The 20408-nt window shown below is 43.4% G+C and carries 5 protein-coding genes; 4 read left to right on the top strand and 1 reads right to left on the bottom strand.

Annotation, left to right across the window (positions count from 1 at the left end):
* Positions 1-83: 83 nt before the first annotated feature.
* A complete protein-coding gene (locus Vgang_RS13310) occupies positions 84-12587 on the bottom strand; it encodes a retention module-containing protein (protein ID WP_264923631.1) in 12504 nt (4167 codons plus the stop codon).
* A 507-nt stretch (positions 12588-13094) separates the two neighbouring features.
* Between Vgang_RS13310 and Vgang_RS13305 the strand changes: the two genes are divergently transcribed.
* The 4 genes from Vgang_RS13305 to Vgang_RS13290 all read left to right on the top strand — a co-directional run bounded on the left by Vgang_RS13305 (position 13095) and on the right by Vgang_RS13290 (position 20407).
* Positions 13095-14492, top strand: coding sequence for an HlyD family type I secretion periplasmic adaptor subunit (locus tag Vgang_RS13305; RefSeq protein ID WP_105901333.1), 1398 nt, complete (start codon positions 13095-13097; stop codon positions 14490-14492).
* Between the two features lie 108 nt (positions 14493-14600).
* The gene (locus tag Vgang_RS13300; RefSeq protein WP_105901332.1) at positions 14601-16541 is read left to right on the top strand and encodes a bifunctional diguanylate cyclase/phosphodiesterase; all 1941 of its coding nucleotides are present in this window, start codon (positions 14601-14603) and stop codon (positions 16539-16541) included.
* 8 nt (positions 16542-16549) lie between these two features.
* Positions 16550-18886 (top strand): type I secretion system permease/ATPase, encoded by a 2337-nt coding sequence (locus Vgang_RS13295; protein WP_105901794.1) that lies wholly within the window; start codon positions 16550-16552, stop codon positions 18884-18886.
* 207 nt (positions 18887-19093) lie between these two features.
* Positions 19094-20407, top strand: coding sequence for a TolC family outer membrane protein (locus Vgang_RS13290; protein ID WP_105901331.1), 1314 nt, complete (start codon positions 19094-19096; stop codon positions 20405-20407).
* Position 20408 lies beyond the last annotated feature (1 nt).

Below are 20408 nucleotides of genomic sequence, written 5' to 3'. Positions count from 1 at the left end.
AGTAACGAAAAAATAGCCTCACTTCCAAAGAAATGAGGCTATCGACTTAATCTTCACTAACCATATTTAGCAGAATGGCATCATTAGCCATCATGAGTTTTGATCGTGTTTGGATCAAACAAATCATTGAGAATATGACCGGCTGAGCTTGTGTCATATAAGCCAGATAAATCCATTCCCATGCCCGATATATCCGCTTGATCAAGATGTTGTGTTGACGATAAGTCATCAGCGCTTGCTTCTGTGGCTTTACCAACATCTGCAGCAGACGATGGCGCTGCTTCACCGAGCAGTTTATCCATGTCTAAATGACCATTTTCTTGATCCAGCAATTCAGACATATCAAAGTCGGCATCATGCATTGCAAACCCACCATCACTCGACTCCATACCGAGCGCATCAGTATCACTGCCCTCATCGAAGCCATGGGTTGCTAAATGATCCCAATCTAATCCATCGTCATCATACGCCTCACCGAATAAGTCACTATTATCATGACCGGCATCGCTTGCATAAAGCGAATCATCACTGTCATCTGTTGCAAAGACACTGGCTTCTGTTGATTGGCTGTCACCAATGTCATCAGCATTTGATGCAATATCTGTGTGCCAATCATCATCCGCGAATGGGTTTGAATCATCCATGTCAAAATCAGAATCTTCGTTAGCATGAACATCACTTAATTCAGCAGATGTTGCTTCAGTTTGGTCTTTATGAGCCAAATCATCATGCAGGTCCTGCTGTAGGTTTGATGCTTTATCCAACAGTTCATCACTTGCTGCCAATTCCTGACCAACCAGTATTGGCTCTACATGGCTGTCGTCGGCTAACGTAGACACTTCATCAACAATCGCGTGCAAATCATCCGTTAGCGATTCGGCATGTTGCGCGGCAAACTCTGCCACTTCCGGATTCGCAGCTAAAATCTCCGCTGCATCATGACCTTGCAGACCGTTGTCAGCATCACCCATCGCAGCAATTTGCACAGGTTCAGCATTAGTATGACTTGCTAGTGTTTGATGATTGACATCACCTTGCTGAACAAGCCCTGCTGTTTGCAATGCTTCAATCGCAACAGGATGCTCACGAGTTTCTGTTGTCTCAGCCGAATGAGTTACCACAGTGAAATTTTTGCTGACTGCTTCCACATTCTGCACATAAGCCATGGCGATTTGATCAGGTGTTAGAGTGACCGTACCATCTTCTGCAACATCACCGAGTGGTTGATTATCAGCATCGACTACTTGCGCCTCACCCAAGTGAGTCAATTGCAGCGTATCCCCCTCATTGGCAGCAACTGCAGCAGCAAGCAACAGAGTCGTCATAGGAACGACTGAAGCCGCATTCACTTGAGCTACTGTCGAGGTTACTTGACTACGTAAACTCTGAATTGGGCTCACCGATGCTGAGTTGGTCGATAGACTCGCACTTTGCACACTAGTACTTTGCGTGTTGTCATCACTTGGCTCAGCACTCACTACATCGGTAATCGTAATGGTATCAACGGTGGTTTGACGATCGTTTCCATCGGCATCACCATTATCCGTTGTTGTCATAGTAATGCTGTCGTCACCACTAAAACTTTCATCAGGGGTATAAATGATACCCGCATCAAATAATGCATTGATATCATCAATCGACCCTTCAAGGGTGTAGTTGCCGTTATCATCACTGCTGATCGTAACACCAGAAGTCTCTGTACCTTCAGGTAAAGAGAGACTGCCATTATCAACATGAAGTTGAACGGTGAAATCACCTTTGCCTTCCGCTGCATCGACATCACTAATATGTAAACCCGTGATCATCGTTGAACCATCTTGTGATGCTTCCACCGTTTCAGGTACGGTGTTTAAGGCTGCATCGTTTTGCGCATTCACATCAACATGAATGGTTTCGTTCACGACTGGGCCTGACGTATCTCCCTGATCATTACCTTGGATGGCAACCTCTAAATTACCATCCCAGTTATCTGAGTTAGCATCGCCTGGATAGAAAATAATGCTATCTAGGTCTGACCCGCTGGAGATAATCGTAACGGTTCCATCATCATTGTATGTGATGGTGCCGTCTTCCCCTTCAGGGAAAGCAAATGTTGCGCCTTCAGGCACATTTGAAATCGTTACCTGAACTTGCTCAGGGCCATCTTCATGTACGTTATCAGAAGGCGCGACACTTGCACTATCATCCACATCATGTGCATTAAAGTGCAACACAATACCATCAGGATCATTTTCATCACCTGAGGCTTCGGTCACAACATTGGTATTGACTGCATCCGCTTGTCCATCGATATGGATATGGATCGGAATGTCTTTTTCTACTGGATCAGACAGTGAATCTTCTTGTGTGTATACACGCAAGGTTAACTCAATATCACCGCTGAAATAATCCGATGGAATAATGGTAAAACCAGACAAATCAAGCGTGGTATCCGAGTCTACCGCACCAGGAAGCGCCCAAACACCATCACCAATATTTTCACCACCTTCAATAACGAAGTCATCAGGTAGACCTGTGATACTGACCGATACAATGTGTTCAGAACCATCGAGGTCGGTTAATGAACCTGTAACATCCGTTAATGGTATACCACTGTCTTCAGATGCTTGGATATCGTCAATACCTGACATATCGACATCATCATTAACAGCGACAACATCAAAGCTTAAGTCAGTATCAAAACTACCTGAATCCGTAACTTCTTGACCATCCACAATAGCAGTATCTGTAGTATCACCAGAAACATGGATATTCACAGGGCCGCTGTAATCCGGTGCTGGTTGGAAATAGATCGGATCATTAATATCATCAATGGTCAATGTATCGCCAATTGGATTACCGTCCGCATCAACAAATTGCCCTTGAGATGGATCAACCGTCAGAGTGATATTATCGATGGTTTCTAAGCCACCATTATTAACACCACCATTATTACCATCACCAACCATTGCGTTTAGACTCAATTCAATGATGCCATCTTCATATCCGGTACCATCAATCGAGCCACTGCCATCTTCGGTCGGCTGCATGGTATCTGGGTCTAGTCCAGTCGTACCATTAACCTCTATTGAAATGTCAGGTGTATCCGCAACCGGATTGACATCAACATTGACATTCATAGTGCTTTCGTTGGTATCACCTGAGGTGTTATCGGTTTCGATCACTTTAACAGGAATATCAATCGTACCGGCATAGTCTGGCGGTAGATCCATAGTAATGTCACTCAGATCGATATTCCCATCTGCATCCGGCGTTACCGAATAAACATATTCACCCGTCGATTCGTTATAGACCATGCCATTGATCGTGGCACCTGGAGGCAAATCTTCTTCGTTTATGACAATCGAAACGGTATCGTTACTTTGATCACCAAGACCATCGCCATCATTATCAGCCGTACTGATATGAACACCTTCAGAGATCGCATCACCTAGATTAATCGACGTATCTTCATCCGCTGTCACGGTTGTATCATCGGTCGTTAGATCACCAGCTTTAGGTTCAACATAGTTACCATTTCCACCATCATGATCGTCGGTAAAATGAAGTGTGAGATCAACATCGTTGGTGACGGTTTCACTCACATCCCCTTCAGTGCCATCACCTTGGTCTTGAACTTCAACGGTCACTTTGATGTCAACACTGCCATCAAATCCACGTGGTGCTTGTATCGTGATGTTATCCATCTGATCTGCAGTAATAGTAAATGTGCCATCACCGTTATTAATTGCACCAGGAATAATGAACCCTGAGATATCCATATCAATTGGATTCCCATCCGCATCAGTAATGCTATCCGGGTCAAAAGTGATAATGACTTTGGTGATCACTTCATCACTGGATTGGTCATCATTAATCCAGTTAATGCTATCAGCACCATTCAATTCACCATTAGTGGTTAATTGGATTTGGTTTGACCATGAGTCATTCGGATCTTGGCTTTCATACAGATCGCTATCACCGTCACCGTCGGTATCCGTAATTTTATTACCATCTGCATCATCGATTTCAACGTGACCATCTTCTTCTACGACAGAAGTGACGTCGACATCTAAGTCACCATGAATAACCGCCGTAGCCGCTTCTGGATCATCAGCTTCTTGGTCCGCAATGGTTACGTCCGTGGTTAGATGAATATCAGTATCCACATCCTCTGGCATTTGGAGATAGATACCATCCGCTTGTGCCGCTGCAAGTTGCTCATCCGTTAGTGTGATCGACCCATTTTCATCGGGTTCAATAACTTCACCATCAATCACAATGGAGTAGCCTGGCTCAAAACCATTAATGGTTAAGCCCACAACTTTCTCACTATCATCTACCAATTGTGACGTTGGATCCCAATTCAGCTTGATTAAACCATCTTCAAGACCACTTGAATCCATGTGATAGCCAGCAAGATCGCCATTTTCATCAACACCAATTCCATCCACTTCTGGGTTAACATTGACATGAATAGTGTAATCAAATGATTTCGAGCTACCGTCATCCTCGGTCACAACAATACGAACAGGGAAATCAAAGTCGGTAGAACTGTTATCTGCCGTATGAATTTGTAACCCTGTTAAGTTGTCTAATTTTAGTTGGTAAACGTCTGGATTTGTCGATACCAATGTTGGTTCGAGTGGATTTCCATCTGCATCGGTGAACGTCACACCTTCCGGTAAATCGCCAGCGGCAAAACTAATGCGCTCGGAATGGTCACTATCAGGTGAAACGGCGCCATCGACGTTGTTTTCTGAGTATTCCCCAGAAACAAAGCTGAAATCTATGGTAGCGGTACCGTCCTCATTGACAGTCGTGGTAATGGTTTTTCCATCTTCCGACACTTCCCAATCATCACTGTCATTAACGATAGTAGGGTCATCAGCAACACCTTTCATATCGACATTGATGGTTGTACTGCCAAAAATATCGCTATCTTCGACTGGGATTGGATTGCCATTTTCATCGGTAATGGAAGCATCATCCACCACCATGCCATCGACAGTGAAGGTAAAGTCCACATTACTTTGTGGTGGCGGCATGATGTCAGTATTGTCCAAATCTTCTAGTGGAATAACATAGAAGCCATTTTCATCTGGAGAGATCACTTCGCCATTGACAATGACTTCTGCCCCTTCAGGTAAATCAGAAATACGTACAAAGTAAGTTTCAGAGCCATCTTGGTCGACAGATTCATTAACCTTCACAATATCAGCCAAATGAATCGCAGTATCTTCATCCACTTTAATGTTGTTTGATGTATTTAGATCTACTGAGTCGGCATCGGGTATCACGTTGATGACTATCTCTTGGTGTTCAGAATCCGCCGTTTCATGTCCTGCAACCACATCACCATTTTCTTCACTGGTGGCGTAAACATCGAGTTTGATATCACCAGAGTAGTTATCTGCAGGATCAACCGCCAGCTGATCGATACTGTCAGCAGGAATGGTGTAATAACCATTTTCATCTGGGCCCGTCATGCCATCGATATGAACAAGCTCGCCTTCACCTTCCGTAATTTTAACGTGGTACACCAAACTTTCAGAACCATCGGTATCGTTCAAATCGACATCCACTTTGATCGCTACGTTGTCTGAGTCTTCATCAACGGTGTAATGCGTCTGCGTGTTATCCATGTTCCACGTTGGTGTATCTGCAATACCTTCTACCGTTATGTTGAAAGAGCCAGTGGCAACTTCTTCACGCGCATCCTCATCTATGGCTTCGGCTTTAACATCGAATGTTAAATCACCATCCACTGTCGAGAAGTCTTCATCTGGTACAAAAGTGACGCCAGTTAATTCATAACTTAATGTTCCATCACCGTTATCTACTGACACAAATGCTTCATTCGGAATGGTAATCGAGCCATCTTCATTGGGTGTAATCGGTTCACCATTAAATTCAAACACACCATGAGCATCACCTTGCGGGGTAATGGTCACCTCACCCATTCTTTCATGTTCATCAATATCACCGACATTGATGGCCATGTTAATTTCAATACCTTCTCGAGTATTATCATCAATATTGTCGTTTGGATCGGTGGAGTGACGACCATCTTCTTCTTGACCAGTACCACCACTGACTTCCATGGTTGGCCCTTGGTCTGTTACCACTATGTTCACATTAGCGGTGTCAGTATCCCCATCACTATCCGTTACAATAAACTGGATGCCTTCTTTCAAGTCACTGCCACTATGAACAAGTTCAGGTGTTGGCTCGAAATACACATCACCGTTTTCAGACACATACAAGGTACCAAGATCTTGATTACCATCGTCTTCGTCTTGTATTTCGTAAACATGATATTCATTACCATCCGGACCTGTCGCGGTAGGTAAAGAATCCAGGTCAATGACTTCACCATTGATCACAATCGCGGTGACGGTCGCACCATCGGCACCTTCACCAGCATCGCTTAACACATCACCAAGGTAGGTCAGCCCTGCATCTTCTGCTACGGCCTCATTAAGATCGGTAGCGGTAGGAACATCATCTTTAATCGTGACTTCTGCATTAATGGTGTTACTGACATCACCATCATCATCAATACCGTAAATGGGAATGGTCACCGTAATATATTCACCATTGTTCACGTCCAATGGATCATCCAATGCACCCGTTACACTGAAGGTATAAGTACCATCTTCAGAAAAAGTGATATTAAATACTTCATTGCCAGATTCGGTCATTCCAGAGAAAGTACCATCACCATTATCAATTAACGTGACCTCTTCACCTTGTGAAGTTATGTGGTTTTGTTCATTGAATGCGTCCACATCAACCACAAAGTACGTAAAGCCATCACTACCTGAATCCGTGCTAATAGAACCCGTCGCGGTTTGTCCATCACCCGCGGCATTAGAACCTTGATGATTATTATCATTACCATCAATTTGGCTTTCATCCACGGTAATCGCATCGGCGCTAATGATTTCTGGATTCTCACCATCATGGATGACGGCATTAAAATCGATGGACTCATCAAGATAATCCCCATCGGTATCTTGAATTTGAATCGGAACTTGAATAGTAATTGAGTCGCCTTGTGATTGAACAAAGCCATCCGTATCACCATCGACATGGTCAATAGGTTGGTATTGCGTCATATCAACAGAAATATCAACGCCACCATCGGCGGTGGGTTCAGCGATTAAACTGATATCCAATACTGGATTGCCATCAGCATCAACCCCCTGCAATACACCAGTGTCTTGGTTGAAATCAAACGTAACGGGTGCGCCACCTGCCGTGGTAATTTCATTGTTTAATTCAGCAATCAAATCGTCCATCACTTTAGGATCAACTTGTACTGTCGATGGGTCTAGATCATCAACACCTGGCTCCACATGAACTTTATCGCTCGAATGAGTTTGCCCGTATTCATCGTTATCACCTGCATCTGGCGTTAAATCACCTTCCGTAAAATCAACGCTGATGTCACCACCACCGGTCGCGTTATCACCATCCGTAGCGTGGATCGTGATTTGACCTTCGCCAATATCACCATCTGCATCTTCGACATCAACGTTAAGTTTGATATCCGAAATGTCTTGTTCTTCATCAATTTGATCAATTGGCTGTGATTGAACCACATCATAGTGACCATTTTCATCTATGGTCACTTCCATCACAGGATTGTTGTCACTATCAACGATCGTTAAAGTATGACCATCTTCGCTGATCACCATACTGGTTTCTTGACCATTAGACGTAATACCATCGAATTGAGATTGGTCTTGTGAGAAACGAACATCAACGACTTCATCACTACCGGTATCGACATGAATATCACCCGATGCGGTATCAACACCATCATCCCCTTCAGTTAAGGTTGCACCTGTATCTGTACCAAAGGATGGGTTTTGACCATCTTCAATGTTAACTGTGATATCGATATGGCTTTCTGTACCATCGTTATCTTCCATCACCAGTGGCACATCAATACTGATTTGATCGCCATTAACGGTAATGTAATCGCTAGAGCTGTCTAAATGATCAAGAGGACCGTTTTGAGTCACTTCTGTTGTAACAGAGACATTACCGTCAGCATCTAAGGTAGGCGTCATGGTCATGGTCAAAATGTTGTCACCATCGGCCAAGTTACCTGTGATTTCGATAGAACCGTCGGGGTTTTGAACGATTTCAAAATCAATTGCTTGGCCATTACTGGTTAAGCTATCGAGATCAGACTCAAGCCCAGCTAAAGCCGCAGGATCAACATGTAACGTTTCTGGTTTTAAATCATCACTTGAAGAATCGACTAATACACTGTCAGTGCCGCTTACTGGGTAGCCAGAACCGTCTTCTAAGTCACCCTCGGTAATATCGACGATATCAGAGGTATCATTGGCTTCAGCATCTTCTATGTTGATATGAATCGTACCGTTAGCGGTGTCGCCATCGGCATCCGTGCCCGATACGTTCAGTTCGATGTTAGTTGTGCCGCTCTCGTCTTGATCGATTGGCTGGTATTGATTCACCACGTAGTTGCCGTCGGCATCGATGGTGACGTCCATGACCGGCTCTCCTGCTGAATCAACCAACACTAGCTTGCTTGGATCTGCCGCCAATGAATCTAAATCGATGTGCGTTGCTTCACCATTGGTCGTAATACCTTCAAGCGATGGTTGGTTTGAATCGAACACGATTTGATCTACCGCATCACTGCCATTATCAAAATCGATAGAGCCAGTTGCCGTCTCAGTGCCATCACTTTCAGTGAGCGTAGCACCAGTATCATCACCAAAACTTGGATCTTGGCCATCTTCGAAGTTCACGGTGATATTGACGCTAGAGGTGTCACCATCGGTGTCATCAATCAAAAGCGGCAATTCAACGGAAATGACATCGCCATTGTTGGTGATTAAGCCGTTGCTATCGCCTTCACCATTGATGTCGTCCAATGGCTGATATTGGTTCACGTCCGTCACAACGGTGACATCACCGTTTTCATTCATGGTTGGGGTCATGGTGATGTCGAGCACCGGTTTACCATTATCGTCAACCCCCGTGATGGTGACTACACCCTTGTCATCCACACTGTATGCAAATTCAACCGGCTCGCCATTATGGGTGGTGATGTCGGACATCTCAGTCAGCAGCTGCGCTTTGCCTTCATCACTCAAACGCAAAGTACTTGGGTCAATGTTGTCATCCGGAGAAGCAACCGTGACTGAACTTGAGCCGTGCACAGGGTAGCCATTGCCTTCGGCTGGGTTTTCTAAATCGCCTTCGGTGATGGTCACGTCATCCGTTACATCCGCGGCGTTTTCACCATCGGTGATGTTGATGTGGATCGTACCGTTGGCGGTGTCGCCATCGGCATCCGTACCCGAGACATTCAGTTCAATATTGGTGACATCGCCATCATTTTGATCGATTGGCTGGTATTGCGTCACTTCATAGTTACCATCCGCATCGATGGTCACATCCATCACAGGATCACCGTCAGCGTCCACCATACTTAACGTATTGCCGTCCACGCTGTAACTGGTCGCCTCACCATTAGTGGTGATGCCATCGAGTGATGGCTGGCTAGCATCAAACACAATTTGGTCTACCGCATCACTGCCCTGATCAAAATCGATAGAGCCTGTCGCGGTTTGAGTGTCGTCGCTTTCCGTGATGTTAACGCCGGTATCATCACCAAAACTTGGATCTTGGCCGTCTTCGAAGTTCACGGTGATATTGACGCTAGAGGTGTCACCATCGGTGTCATCAATCAAAAGCGGCAATTCAACGGAAATGACATCGCCATTGTTGGTGATTAAGCCGTTGCTATCGCCTTCACCATTGATGTCGTCCAATGGCTGATATTGGTTCACGTCCGTCACAACGGTGACATCACCGTTTTCATTCATGGTTGGGGTCATGGTGATGTCGAGCACCGGTTTACCATTACCGTCAACACCGGTGATCTTTACAACACCATCTTCACCCGGAACCATACTAAAAGTAACGGGTTCCCCATTGTGCGTGGTGATTTCGGACATCTCAGTCAGTAGCTGCGCTTTGCCCTCATCACTCAAACGCAAAGTACTTGGGTCAATGTTGTCATCCGGAGAAGCAACCGTGACTGAACTTGAGCCGTGCACAGGGTAGCCATTGCCTTCGGCTGGGTTTTCTAAATCGCCTTCGGTGATGGTCACGTCATCCGTTACATCCGCGGCGTTTTCACCATCGGTGATGTTGATGTGGATCGTACCGTTGGCGGTGTCGCCATCGGCATCCGTACCCGAGACATTCAGTTCAATATTGGTGACATCGCCATCATTTTGATCGATTGGCTGGTATTGCGTCACTTCATAGTTGCCATCCGCATCGATGGTCACATCCATCACAGGATCACCGTCAGCGTCCACCATACTTAACGTATTGCCGTCCACGCTGTAGCTGGTCGCCTCACCATTACTGGTGATGCCATCGAGTGATGGCTGGCTAGCATCAAACACAATTTGGTCTACCGCATCACTGCCCTGATCAAAATCGATAGAGCCTGTCGCGGTTTGAGTGTCGTCGCTTTCCGTGATGTTAACGCCGGTATCATCACCAAAACTTGGATCTTGGCCATCTTCGAAATTCACGGTGATATTGACGCTAGAGGTGTCACCATCGGTGTCATCAATCAAAAGCGGCAATTCAACGGAAATGACATCGCCATTGTTGGTGATTAAGCCGTTGCTATCGCCTTCACCATTGATGTCATCCAATGGCTGGTATTGGTTCACGTCCGTCACAACGGTGACATCACCGTTTTCATTCATGGTTGGGGTCATGGTGATGTCGAGCACCGGTTGACCATTACCGTCAACCCCCGTGATGGTGACTACACCGTTGTCATCCACACTGTATGCAAATTCAACCGGCTCACCATTGTGCGTGGTGATGTCGGACATCTCAGTCAGTAGCTGCGCTTTGCCCTCATCACTCAAACGCAAAGTCGTTGGGTCAATGTTGTCATCCGGAGAGGCAACTGTGACTGAACTTGAGCCGTGCACAGGGTAGCCATTACCTTCGGCTGGGTTTTCTAAATCACCCTCGGTGATAGTGACAGCGTCACTCACATCATCGGCATTAGTACCATCTTCAATATTGATAATAATGCTACCGCTCGCTTGGTCACCATCATCATCTGTCGCGGTAATACCTAAATCTAGGTTAGTAATATCATAGGCGTCTTGATCAAGCGGACCTGTTACTTCAACGGTATAAGAACCATCAGTTTGTACAATGACCGTTAAAACTGGCTCTCCATTTACATCAGTTACCGTTAATGTGTTTCCATCGACGGTATAATCCGTTGGCTCACCATTGCTGGTCAGTCCATCTAAACTTGGCTGATTGGGATCAAAAACAATGGTGGCAATTTCATCACTACCTAAATCGAGTGGAACTTGCCCATCCACAACCGTATCTAGGTCATCGCTTTCATTAACAGTAACACCTGGATCCGTGCCAAATTCTTCATTAGCACCATCATGAATATCCACACCAATATCAATCGGCTCTTTAATTTCATTACCACCAATATCAGATCCAGATATAGGGAAATCGATATGAATGTCATCCCCCATATCGGTAACCATGCCACTATTGTCACCAGAAATATGATCGACGGGTTGATTAATGGTTGTCGTCACCGTAACTGTCATATCGCCATTAGGAAGCGCGGTAAAGTCCACATCAATCGACATGACTTGTTCACCATCTTGCATCCCAACAAACGTATTCGTTTCAGGGTCATAACTAAATTGGACAGGTTCGCCACCTGAGGTGATTTCTGAATTTAACTCGTCTAATAAGGGATCGACACTGTCTTGTGGAATATAAAAAGAATCAGGATCCAGTGCATAAGTACCTTTTGCTACCACAACAGAAGAAGTACTTTGTGTTGGGTAACCCACTCCGCTGTCTAAGTCACCTTCCGTCACATCGACATTTAATGATTCGCCACCCTTTGCTAGCACTAATGCACGTTCATCATCTTCATGGTGATAATCACGTTCAAAGCCATAAGTTGTGAATCCTGCTTCCGTTAAGACAGCATCATGATCATATTCCACCGTGACAAAAGAATTATTCGCGGTTGGACCTGCCGTCTCACCCGCGGCTGGCGCTTCGGTCACTTTACTCGGATCTTGTCCGGCTAAAATGCTGTGTTGAATTGTGGCAATGTCACTATGTTGACCAGATTGAGTGTCATCAGAAACTGGATGCCCAGGGTTGGCAATATCGAGCGTAGGATCTTGTTGATTAACAACAGAGCGTTGAATATCCGCGATATCGGACTCAGAAAAATTCGCATTGGCGGCATTGACTGGATTGATTTGAACTTCTGGCCCAATCACTGTCGCTATCGGCCCAGTGACATTAGGTACGATTGAAACCGTTGATTGAGTATCCTGAATATGGAGTTGTTGACCCTGGCCCGAAACCGTCGCATTAGCGCCAGGCGTCACTAAAAGAACTTCATCGGGTTTAAGCTGATAATTCCCAGTAATTAAAACAGCGCCTTGACCCGCTTTAATGACAAAAACTGAACCACTTTCCACGCTTACGTGAGTAGTATTTGAAGAAGGAATATTATTTTCCATAGGTAACTCAATCTTTTAGTAAATAGTTAATTCAAAATTTTGTTAATTGAAATTTAAGAATTAACATTTTTATAATTATTAAACTCAAACAAAGCTGTAGGTTTCTTAGCCAACCCAATTAATTAAAATGTTAAAGAAATGATAGCAATTCTGTCACAAGAAAAATTAAATGGATTTAAAATAATACCACTCGAAAATAAAACGTTCAATTAATATCCCACCAACATAGCTCCATTGAATATCTAGATGTGCATTAATAAAAATAAGAAATAAATTACATAATAAGTAAGAAAAGGTTTAAAAGGATATACAACCATCATCTGATTACATGAAATTTATTTATGTAACCACAAAAGATTATATTATATAATCCGCATCACTTATTGATAATAAATATGCAACATAAATGGTTAAATAAAAACCATAATACAGACCGATTAATTGCTTAATTATTTTTACTTATTTTATATAAATAGCTAACAACTCATGTTCGCTCTTGGTAGACCCATGAAAAATAAACTCACCTCTGAACAACTTGATTTTGTCGATGACAAATCATCAGCATTGATGCTCAATACCACCTACACAACACGGATCATGTTGTGGGCAATCGTGGCATTTTTCATTATTGCTATAATTTGGGCATCGCTGACTGAACTCGATAAAGTCACCAGTGGTTCAGGTACAGTTATCCCTTCTTCACAAATGCAAGTGGTTCAAAACCTTGAAGGTGGTATCGTTAAACAAGTACTTGTCCGTGAGGGTCAGCCCGTTAAGAAAGGCCAAAAACTTCTTTTAATCGATGACACTCAAGCTCGTTCTGACTATCAAGGAAAAGCATCTGATATTGCTAATATGCAAGCCGCTCAACTTCGTTTAAGAACGCAGCTTGATACAGTGAACATTGATAAGTCTAAAGCTAAACGATCTACAGATTGGGAAAATAGTGTTGTTATCAATGAAGCTCTACAACCTGAATTTGATGAGAAGTTTAAACAAGAAAAACCTCGTCTTGTTGCTCGTCAATTAAACGAATATCACGGAAACATTTCAAATTTAGAAAACCAATTATTAGTGGCTAAACAGCAGGTCACTCAAAAGCAACGTGAGTTAGACGAGAATCGTTCTCGTTATAGTAATTTACAAAGTAGCTATAATGTCGCGAATCACGAATATCAAATGACAGCACCACTAGCGAAAGACGGCGTGGTGCCGGAAATCGAAATTCTTAAACTTCGTCGTCAATTAATTGATACACGAAGAGACTTAACGTCAACCAAAATGCAAATTCCGGTTGCCGAAGCGGCTGTCGATGAAGCTATCTTTAAATATTTAGATATTGCATTGAAATACCGCAGCGATAATCAAAATGAGTTAAATAAAATAAGCGCTCAATTATCTAGCCAAAGTGAATCTCAAATTGGTTTACAAGATAAAGTTAACCGCACGGTAGTGACTTCCCCAGTGAACGGCACGATTCAAAAAATCTACATCAATACCATTGGCGGGGTTATTCAACCAGGCATGGATCTGATTGAAATCGTCCCGACTGAAGATACGTTACTGGTTGAAGCTAAGATTGCCCCACAAGACATCGGCTTTTTACATCCAGGGTTACCTGCTCTGATCAAATTTACAGCCTATAACTTCTCATCCTATGGCGGACTCGAAGGCACAGTGGAAACCATCAGTGCCGATACGATCCAAGATGACGAAGGTAATAGCTTCTATCAAGTCAAAATACGTACCGATGAAAGCCACCTGAAAGGGCCTGATGGCACTTTGCTGCCGATTATTCCGGGAATGACGGCGTCAGCAGACATCATCACAGGTAAGCGAACGGTAATGAGCTATCTATTAAAGCCGGTACTAAAAGCCACGAATTCGGCACTTAGAGAACAATAAACGCGAATATTTTAAGGTTGAACAGAGGTTAACAGAGATAGATGCCCTAGGCCCCTCCCCTTGCTTTCAGCCAGACAACAAGAATATTGAGATATAACGAGAATCGATATGACATTGTATAAACAGCTATTAACTTGGAGTATGGGGATTTTTATCGCCATCTCTATAGTTTTATTTGCTATAGAATTCCATACAAACCGCATTGACCTAATTGAGCAACAAACCGTAGAGTTTAATAGCTCTGTCGATGCGGCAACTTACGCACTAAAGCCTTATCTAAAAGAGGGCGACATCAAAGGTGCGCAGTCACTGATTAAAGATTTGTTTGGCAAGAATAAATTCACGAGTGCTCGACTCACATCAATTTTAAGCAGTGAGAGCATTGAAATTAGTTTCGATAATAGCCCAACGCTTGCCCCAACATGGTTTATTGCACTTGCGAATATAGAGTCCGCACAGAAAACGGTTCAAATCAGTTCAAATTGGCAACCATTAGCTAACTTAAAAGTCGTGAACTACCCAAGCTATGCTAACGAAAAGCTATGGCAAAGCACGAGATCTATTGCATTATCTTTGTTGTTCTGTGGTGTCCTACTTATTGCTGCTCTTTCTCTCATTTTCCGTAAAATACTTCACCCTTTAGAGTTAGTACGCAAAAGCGCTCAAAACTTAGCGAATAACCAGTTCGATGAAGTGCTTGAAATTCCTAAATATCAAGAGATAACAGACGTGGTCTTGGCATTTAACCAAATGACAACTCAGCTACGCGCTCACTTCGAACAGCAATCGGAAGAAGCAAACAAACTGCGTGTACGTGCATATCAAGATCCAATATCCGGTCTTGCAAACCGCAATTACATCATGACTCAGCTAAAACCTTGGATTAACGGTTCTTCGTCCGGGGGTATTGCGTTACTGCATGTGGATTTACTGGAAGATGTGTATGAAAAGCAAGGTTATGAAGAAGGCGACGAATTAACTCGTTCATTTGCAACTATGTTAATGGAAATCTCATCAGATGAATTTAACATTGCGCGCCTTAATCGCTCTGAGTTTATGCTTCTTGCTCCTAATACTTCCGACGAAGATATGATGGAAATTGGACGTTCAATGCTCACAATAGCAACAACGTTACAAAACGATCCATTAGGCATCGCCCCACTACAAGCCGCTGTCGCTCTAGTCATGAAACAAGAAAACGACAGTATTTCTGCCCTTCTAACTCGTGCCGACAATGGTTTAGTTCAAGCTCTTGCCAACCGTACGGAGACTATGTACTTTGTCCCTGCACAAGGTAATGAAGGCCAGCCAAGTTTTGGTAAGCAGCAATGGAAAACGGTAGTCGATGAAGCCATTGCGAATAGACAATTTACCTTCAGCTATCAAAAAGCTATCGATCGCAATAACCAAATGATGCACCAAGAAGTGTTTGCTGCCATTCAAAAAGGTGACACTCGTTACTCTGCTGGCAAATTCTTGAATGCACTAGAAAGCCTAGATAAAGGGCAAAAATTCGATATGCACATTATTGAGCAAGTATTTGAGCAAATCAAAAAATACAATCCCCAATACCCTATCGCGGTTAACTTAACTCAAAGCAGCGTCAATGATACTGGCTTTATGCGTTGGCTAGGTCAACAAATGGAGACTCATCCAGAGTGCGCAAGCAAAATATTGTTTGAAATCCCAGAGATCTGTTTCATTAAACAACCCGATAACACAAAACTGTTATGCAACATTATCTCTGCACAAAATTACCAATTTGGTATTGATAACTTTGGTCATAACTTCGGTTCTATTGGCTATCTCAATGCTTACCGCCCAGCTTATGTTAAGTTGGATTTTGCGTACACCTCGCAAATTGACGAAAACGAAAAGGCCGATGTGGTTTTTTCAATTGCCCGAACGGCAGCCAACTTAAATATCACCACGATTGCGACACGTGTCGAAACCATGGAACAAAAGAATAAACTGATCGAGCTCGAACTTGGCGGCTTCCAAGGCTTTGTTACTGAGCAAATTAATAATGTCAATGAAGGTCAGGCATAATGAATACGATTAAAGATCCACTACTAAATTCGCTTGCTTACATTAGTCGTTATTATGGGCAATCAAACTCTCCGGGCGCTTTAACGGCGGGGTTACCACTTAAAGATGGTTTATTGACACCGCACCTATTTCCCCGCGCCTCGGCAACAGCAGGTTTGAATGCCAAACTAGAAGCATTACCATTAAAAGACTTGCCGCCACTACTATTGCCTGTGGTGGCTTTACTGAAAAACAATGATACTTGCGTAATTTTGTCTGTTGACTATGACAAAAATGAAGCGGAAGTCATTTTATCTCAGAATGAAGATAGTACACCGGAATGGATTCATCTAGATGAGCTGAACAAGCAATACACAGGCCAAATGTTCTTGGTCAAAAAGAGCTTCCGTTACGATGAACGCTCTCCTGAAATGCTTAAAAATCGTGATGGTCACTGGTTCTGGAGTACGATGTGGCAATCGCGTAAAATTTATCGCGACGTGTTTATCGCATCAATTCTGATCAATATTTTTGCTATCGGTGCCCCGCTCTTCTCGCGCTTGGTCTACGATAAAATTGTTCCCAACCTCGCTTATGACTCACTATGGGTTTTAGCCGTAGGTGTGTTTATCATCTTTATTTTCGACTTTATTTTGAAGATGATGCGTAGCTATTTCCTTGATGTTGCTGGCAAAAAATCGGACATTTTGATTTCATCGAAAATCTTCAGCCATGTGATGGGCATTCGTTTAGAATCTAAGCCACCTTCGGTTGGTGCATTTGCCAAACACATGCAAGAGTTTGAATCAATTCGTGATTTTTTCACATCCGCCAGTATCACGACGATCATTGATTTGCCTTTTGCCTTATTATTTTTGCTGGTTATTTTCATCATCGCAGGTCCACTTGCGATCGTACCTTTAATCGGTGTTCTGATCTTAATTGGTTACAGCTTCATGGTACAAAAGCCCCTTCGTCGTACCATTGAAGAAGGCTCACGTTTAGCATCACAGAAGAACTCAAACTTAGTCGAAAGCCTAGCCGGCCTTGAAACTCTGAAAATGTTCGGTGCTGAAAGCCAATATCAATATCGTTGGGAAGAAGCCGTCGCACACATGGCAAACTGGAGCCTCAAGTCACGCCGTTTAACCGATTCTCTTCAAAATGCGGCTGGTTTTGTTCAGCAATTCCTTAATGTTGCCATGATTGTCGTCGGTGTTTACCTTATCGGCAATGGCGATTTAACTATGGGTGGCTTAATTGCAGCCACCATGTTAAGTGGTCGTGCTGTTGGTCCTATGATCCAAGTTGCAATGCTGTCTACCCGCTACAACCAAGCAAAATCGGCCATGGGCATCATTGAAAAATTGATGGCAATGCCAACTGAACAAGAAGAAGGTAAACGTTATATCCACCGCCCTATCATCAAAGGTAAGATCCAATTTGATAACGTGAGTTTCACTTATCCAAATGCATCAACTCCGTCTTTAAAAAATATTAATTTGACCATTAATCCGGGTGAACGCGTCGGTATTATTGGGCGTATTGGTTCAGGTAAAACCACATTAGAGCGTATCCTCATGGGCCTTTACCAACCTACATCGGGTACGGTTCTTATTGATGACACCGATATCAAACAGCTTCACCAAATTGATATTCGTCGAAACTTAGGCTGTGTGCCTCAAGACATCACTTTGTTCTACGGTTCGATTCGTGACAATATCGCATTGGGCCGCCCTCTTGCGAGTGATAAAGACATCATGTTGGCAGCTGAACGCGCTGGCGTGACTAGCTTTACTCAAAAAGATCCAGCAGGACTTGAAAAGCAAGTCGGTGAAGGTGGTAGTGCCTTATCGGGGGGCCAGCGCCAAGCGATTGCCATAGCGCGCGCTTTATTAGGTAAACCGCCAGTAATGATCATGGATGAGCCTACCAGCAGCATGGACAATCGAACTGAAATGTTTATTAAACGTCAGTTACGTAACTTTAGTAACGATGAGACCTTAATTCTTATTACTCATAAGACTGGCATGCTTGATCTGGTTGACCGCTTAATCGTGATGGAGCAAGGTCAAATCATTGCTGATGGTCCTAGAGATAAGGTATTACAAGCGCTACGCTCTGGTAAGAATCAAAAAAAGGTAACCAATAAAAAGCCTCAACAAATTGAAGAAAATTCAGCTGAACCAGGAATCAAAGCAGTTCAAATTTCAACGCTGTCAAGTAAAGACGGAAAGGATACAAACCCAGTGCAATCGGACGTATCTAAGGCAGACTTGGTAAAAACAGCACCAGAGACACAAAAACTGTCACAAAATGCTGAATCTTCACATCAAAAAGTAGCGATTCAAACAAAACCAATTTAAAATAAATACAATAAATTCATTCGCATGGCTTCAGATCTGCTGTTAGGATAAGAACATGCTGTGCGTTTAAATTTTGGCACTAGTTTTATATAAGGCATGCATAAGTTGCTGGACCATACTTGTCTCTTTTAAGTAGTTTCTCCTTGCAATTCAGCCTCATGTATCTCACTTTCCTTATCGCTTGCGGGTAGCATTTAGAGGATGACAATGATAAAAGCTCCTAAGATCAATAAATTAGCCGTACTTATTGGCTGCCAACTGATAGCACTGCCAGCTTATGCTCAATCGCTAGAACAAGCGATTGCCACCGCTTTAGCCACCAACCCTAACATTCAGTCCACATACAACGAATTCATGAGCCAGAAAGAGACCAGCCGAGCCTCTTCTGGTAAATATTTACCTTCTGTCGATTTAGAAGCGGGCGTGGGATACGAAAATTACGATAACAGTGAAGGTACTCAAGGGGAATTTAACCCTCGATATGCACAAATCAGTATTCGCCAGTTATTGTGGGATGGTTCAAGCACCTACAACGATATGCAACGGACCAAATCAGAAGCAGAGTCTGAGCGTTATCAACTTCTTGCAGATGCTCAAGATATGGCGTTATCAACCGTTGAAGCCTACATCGATGTCATTCAAGCTCAAGAAGTGGTGACACTGTCTCAAGCAAACCATGATGTTCATATGCGCATATACAGAGACATTAAAAAGCGCACGGATTCGGGTTTAAGTTCCACGGCTGATCTTATCCAAGTTGAAGGTCGTGTCGCACAAGCTAACACTAACCTACTCTCGGCTCAGAGTAACTTAAACGATAAGGTCACCGCATTTGTCAAAATTGTCGGTGCTTATCCTAAAGATTTGAAAAAACCGAAAGTCGATAAAACCTACATCGCCACTTCACTCAATGATGCGCTCGAGAAAGCCAAAGCGAACAACCCAACGATGTATTTGGCCTACCATGACGTACAAGCCGCACAATATCAATATGAACAAACGAAAGGTACGTTACTTCCTACCTTTACCATTGAAGGCTCACAAAAATACGGTGACGAACTTGATGGCTCCGAAGGTGATACTGACGAGTTATCTGTCATGTTAAAAATGAACTACAACCTCTATAACGGTGGTAGTGATGCTGCAAAATCCCGCTCGGCTGCACACCAAGTGAATAAGGCCAAAAATGTACGGGATAATGCTTATCGACTGTTAGAAGAAAGCACTCGTTTGTCTTGGAGCGCCAAACAACTGGCTGATTCGCAAGAGAAGTTCTTAGAGCAACACGTTGATGCTTCAGCCAAAACCATTATTGCTTATGAAAAACAATACAAAATTGGCAAACGAACTTTGCTTGACTTGCTTAACACCGAAAATGAATTATTCGAATCACGTAAAGCTTATTTAGCTGCGCATTATTCAGGTTTAATCGCAGAATATCGCTTACTCAACTCCACGGGCCTTTTACTCAATGAATTACGTGTTGCCATTCCAGATGAATGGGCTAAGTCGTCTAAATAAG

Source organism: Vibrio gangliei (assembly GCF_026001925.1).
GTDB lineage: Bacteria > Pseudomonadota > Gammaproteobacteria > Enterobacterales > Vibrionaceae > Vibrio > Vibrio gangliei.
This window is presented reverse-complemented; position numbering and strand designations above follow the sequence as displayed.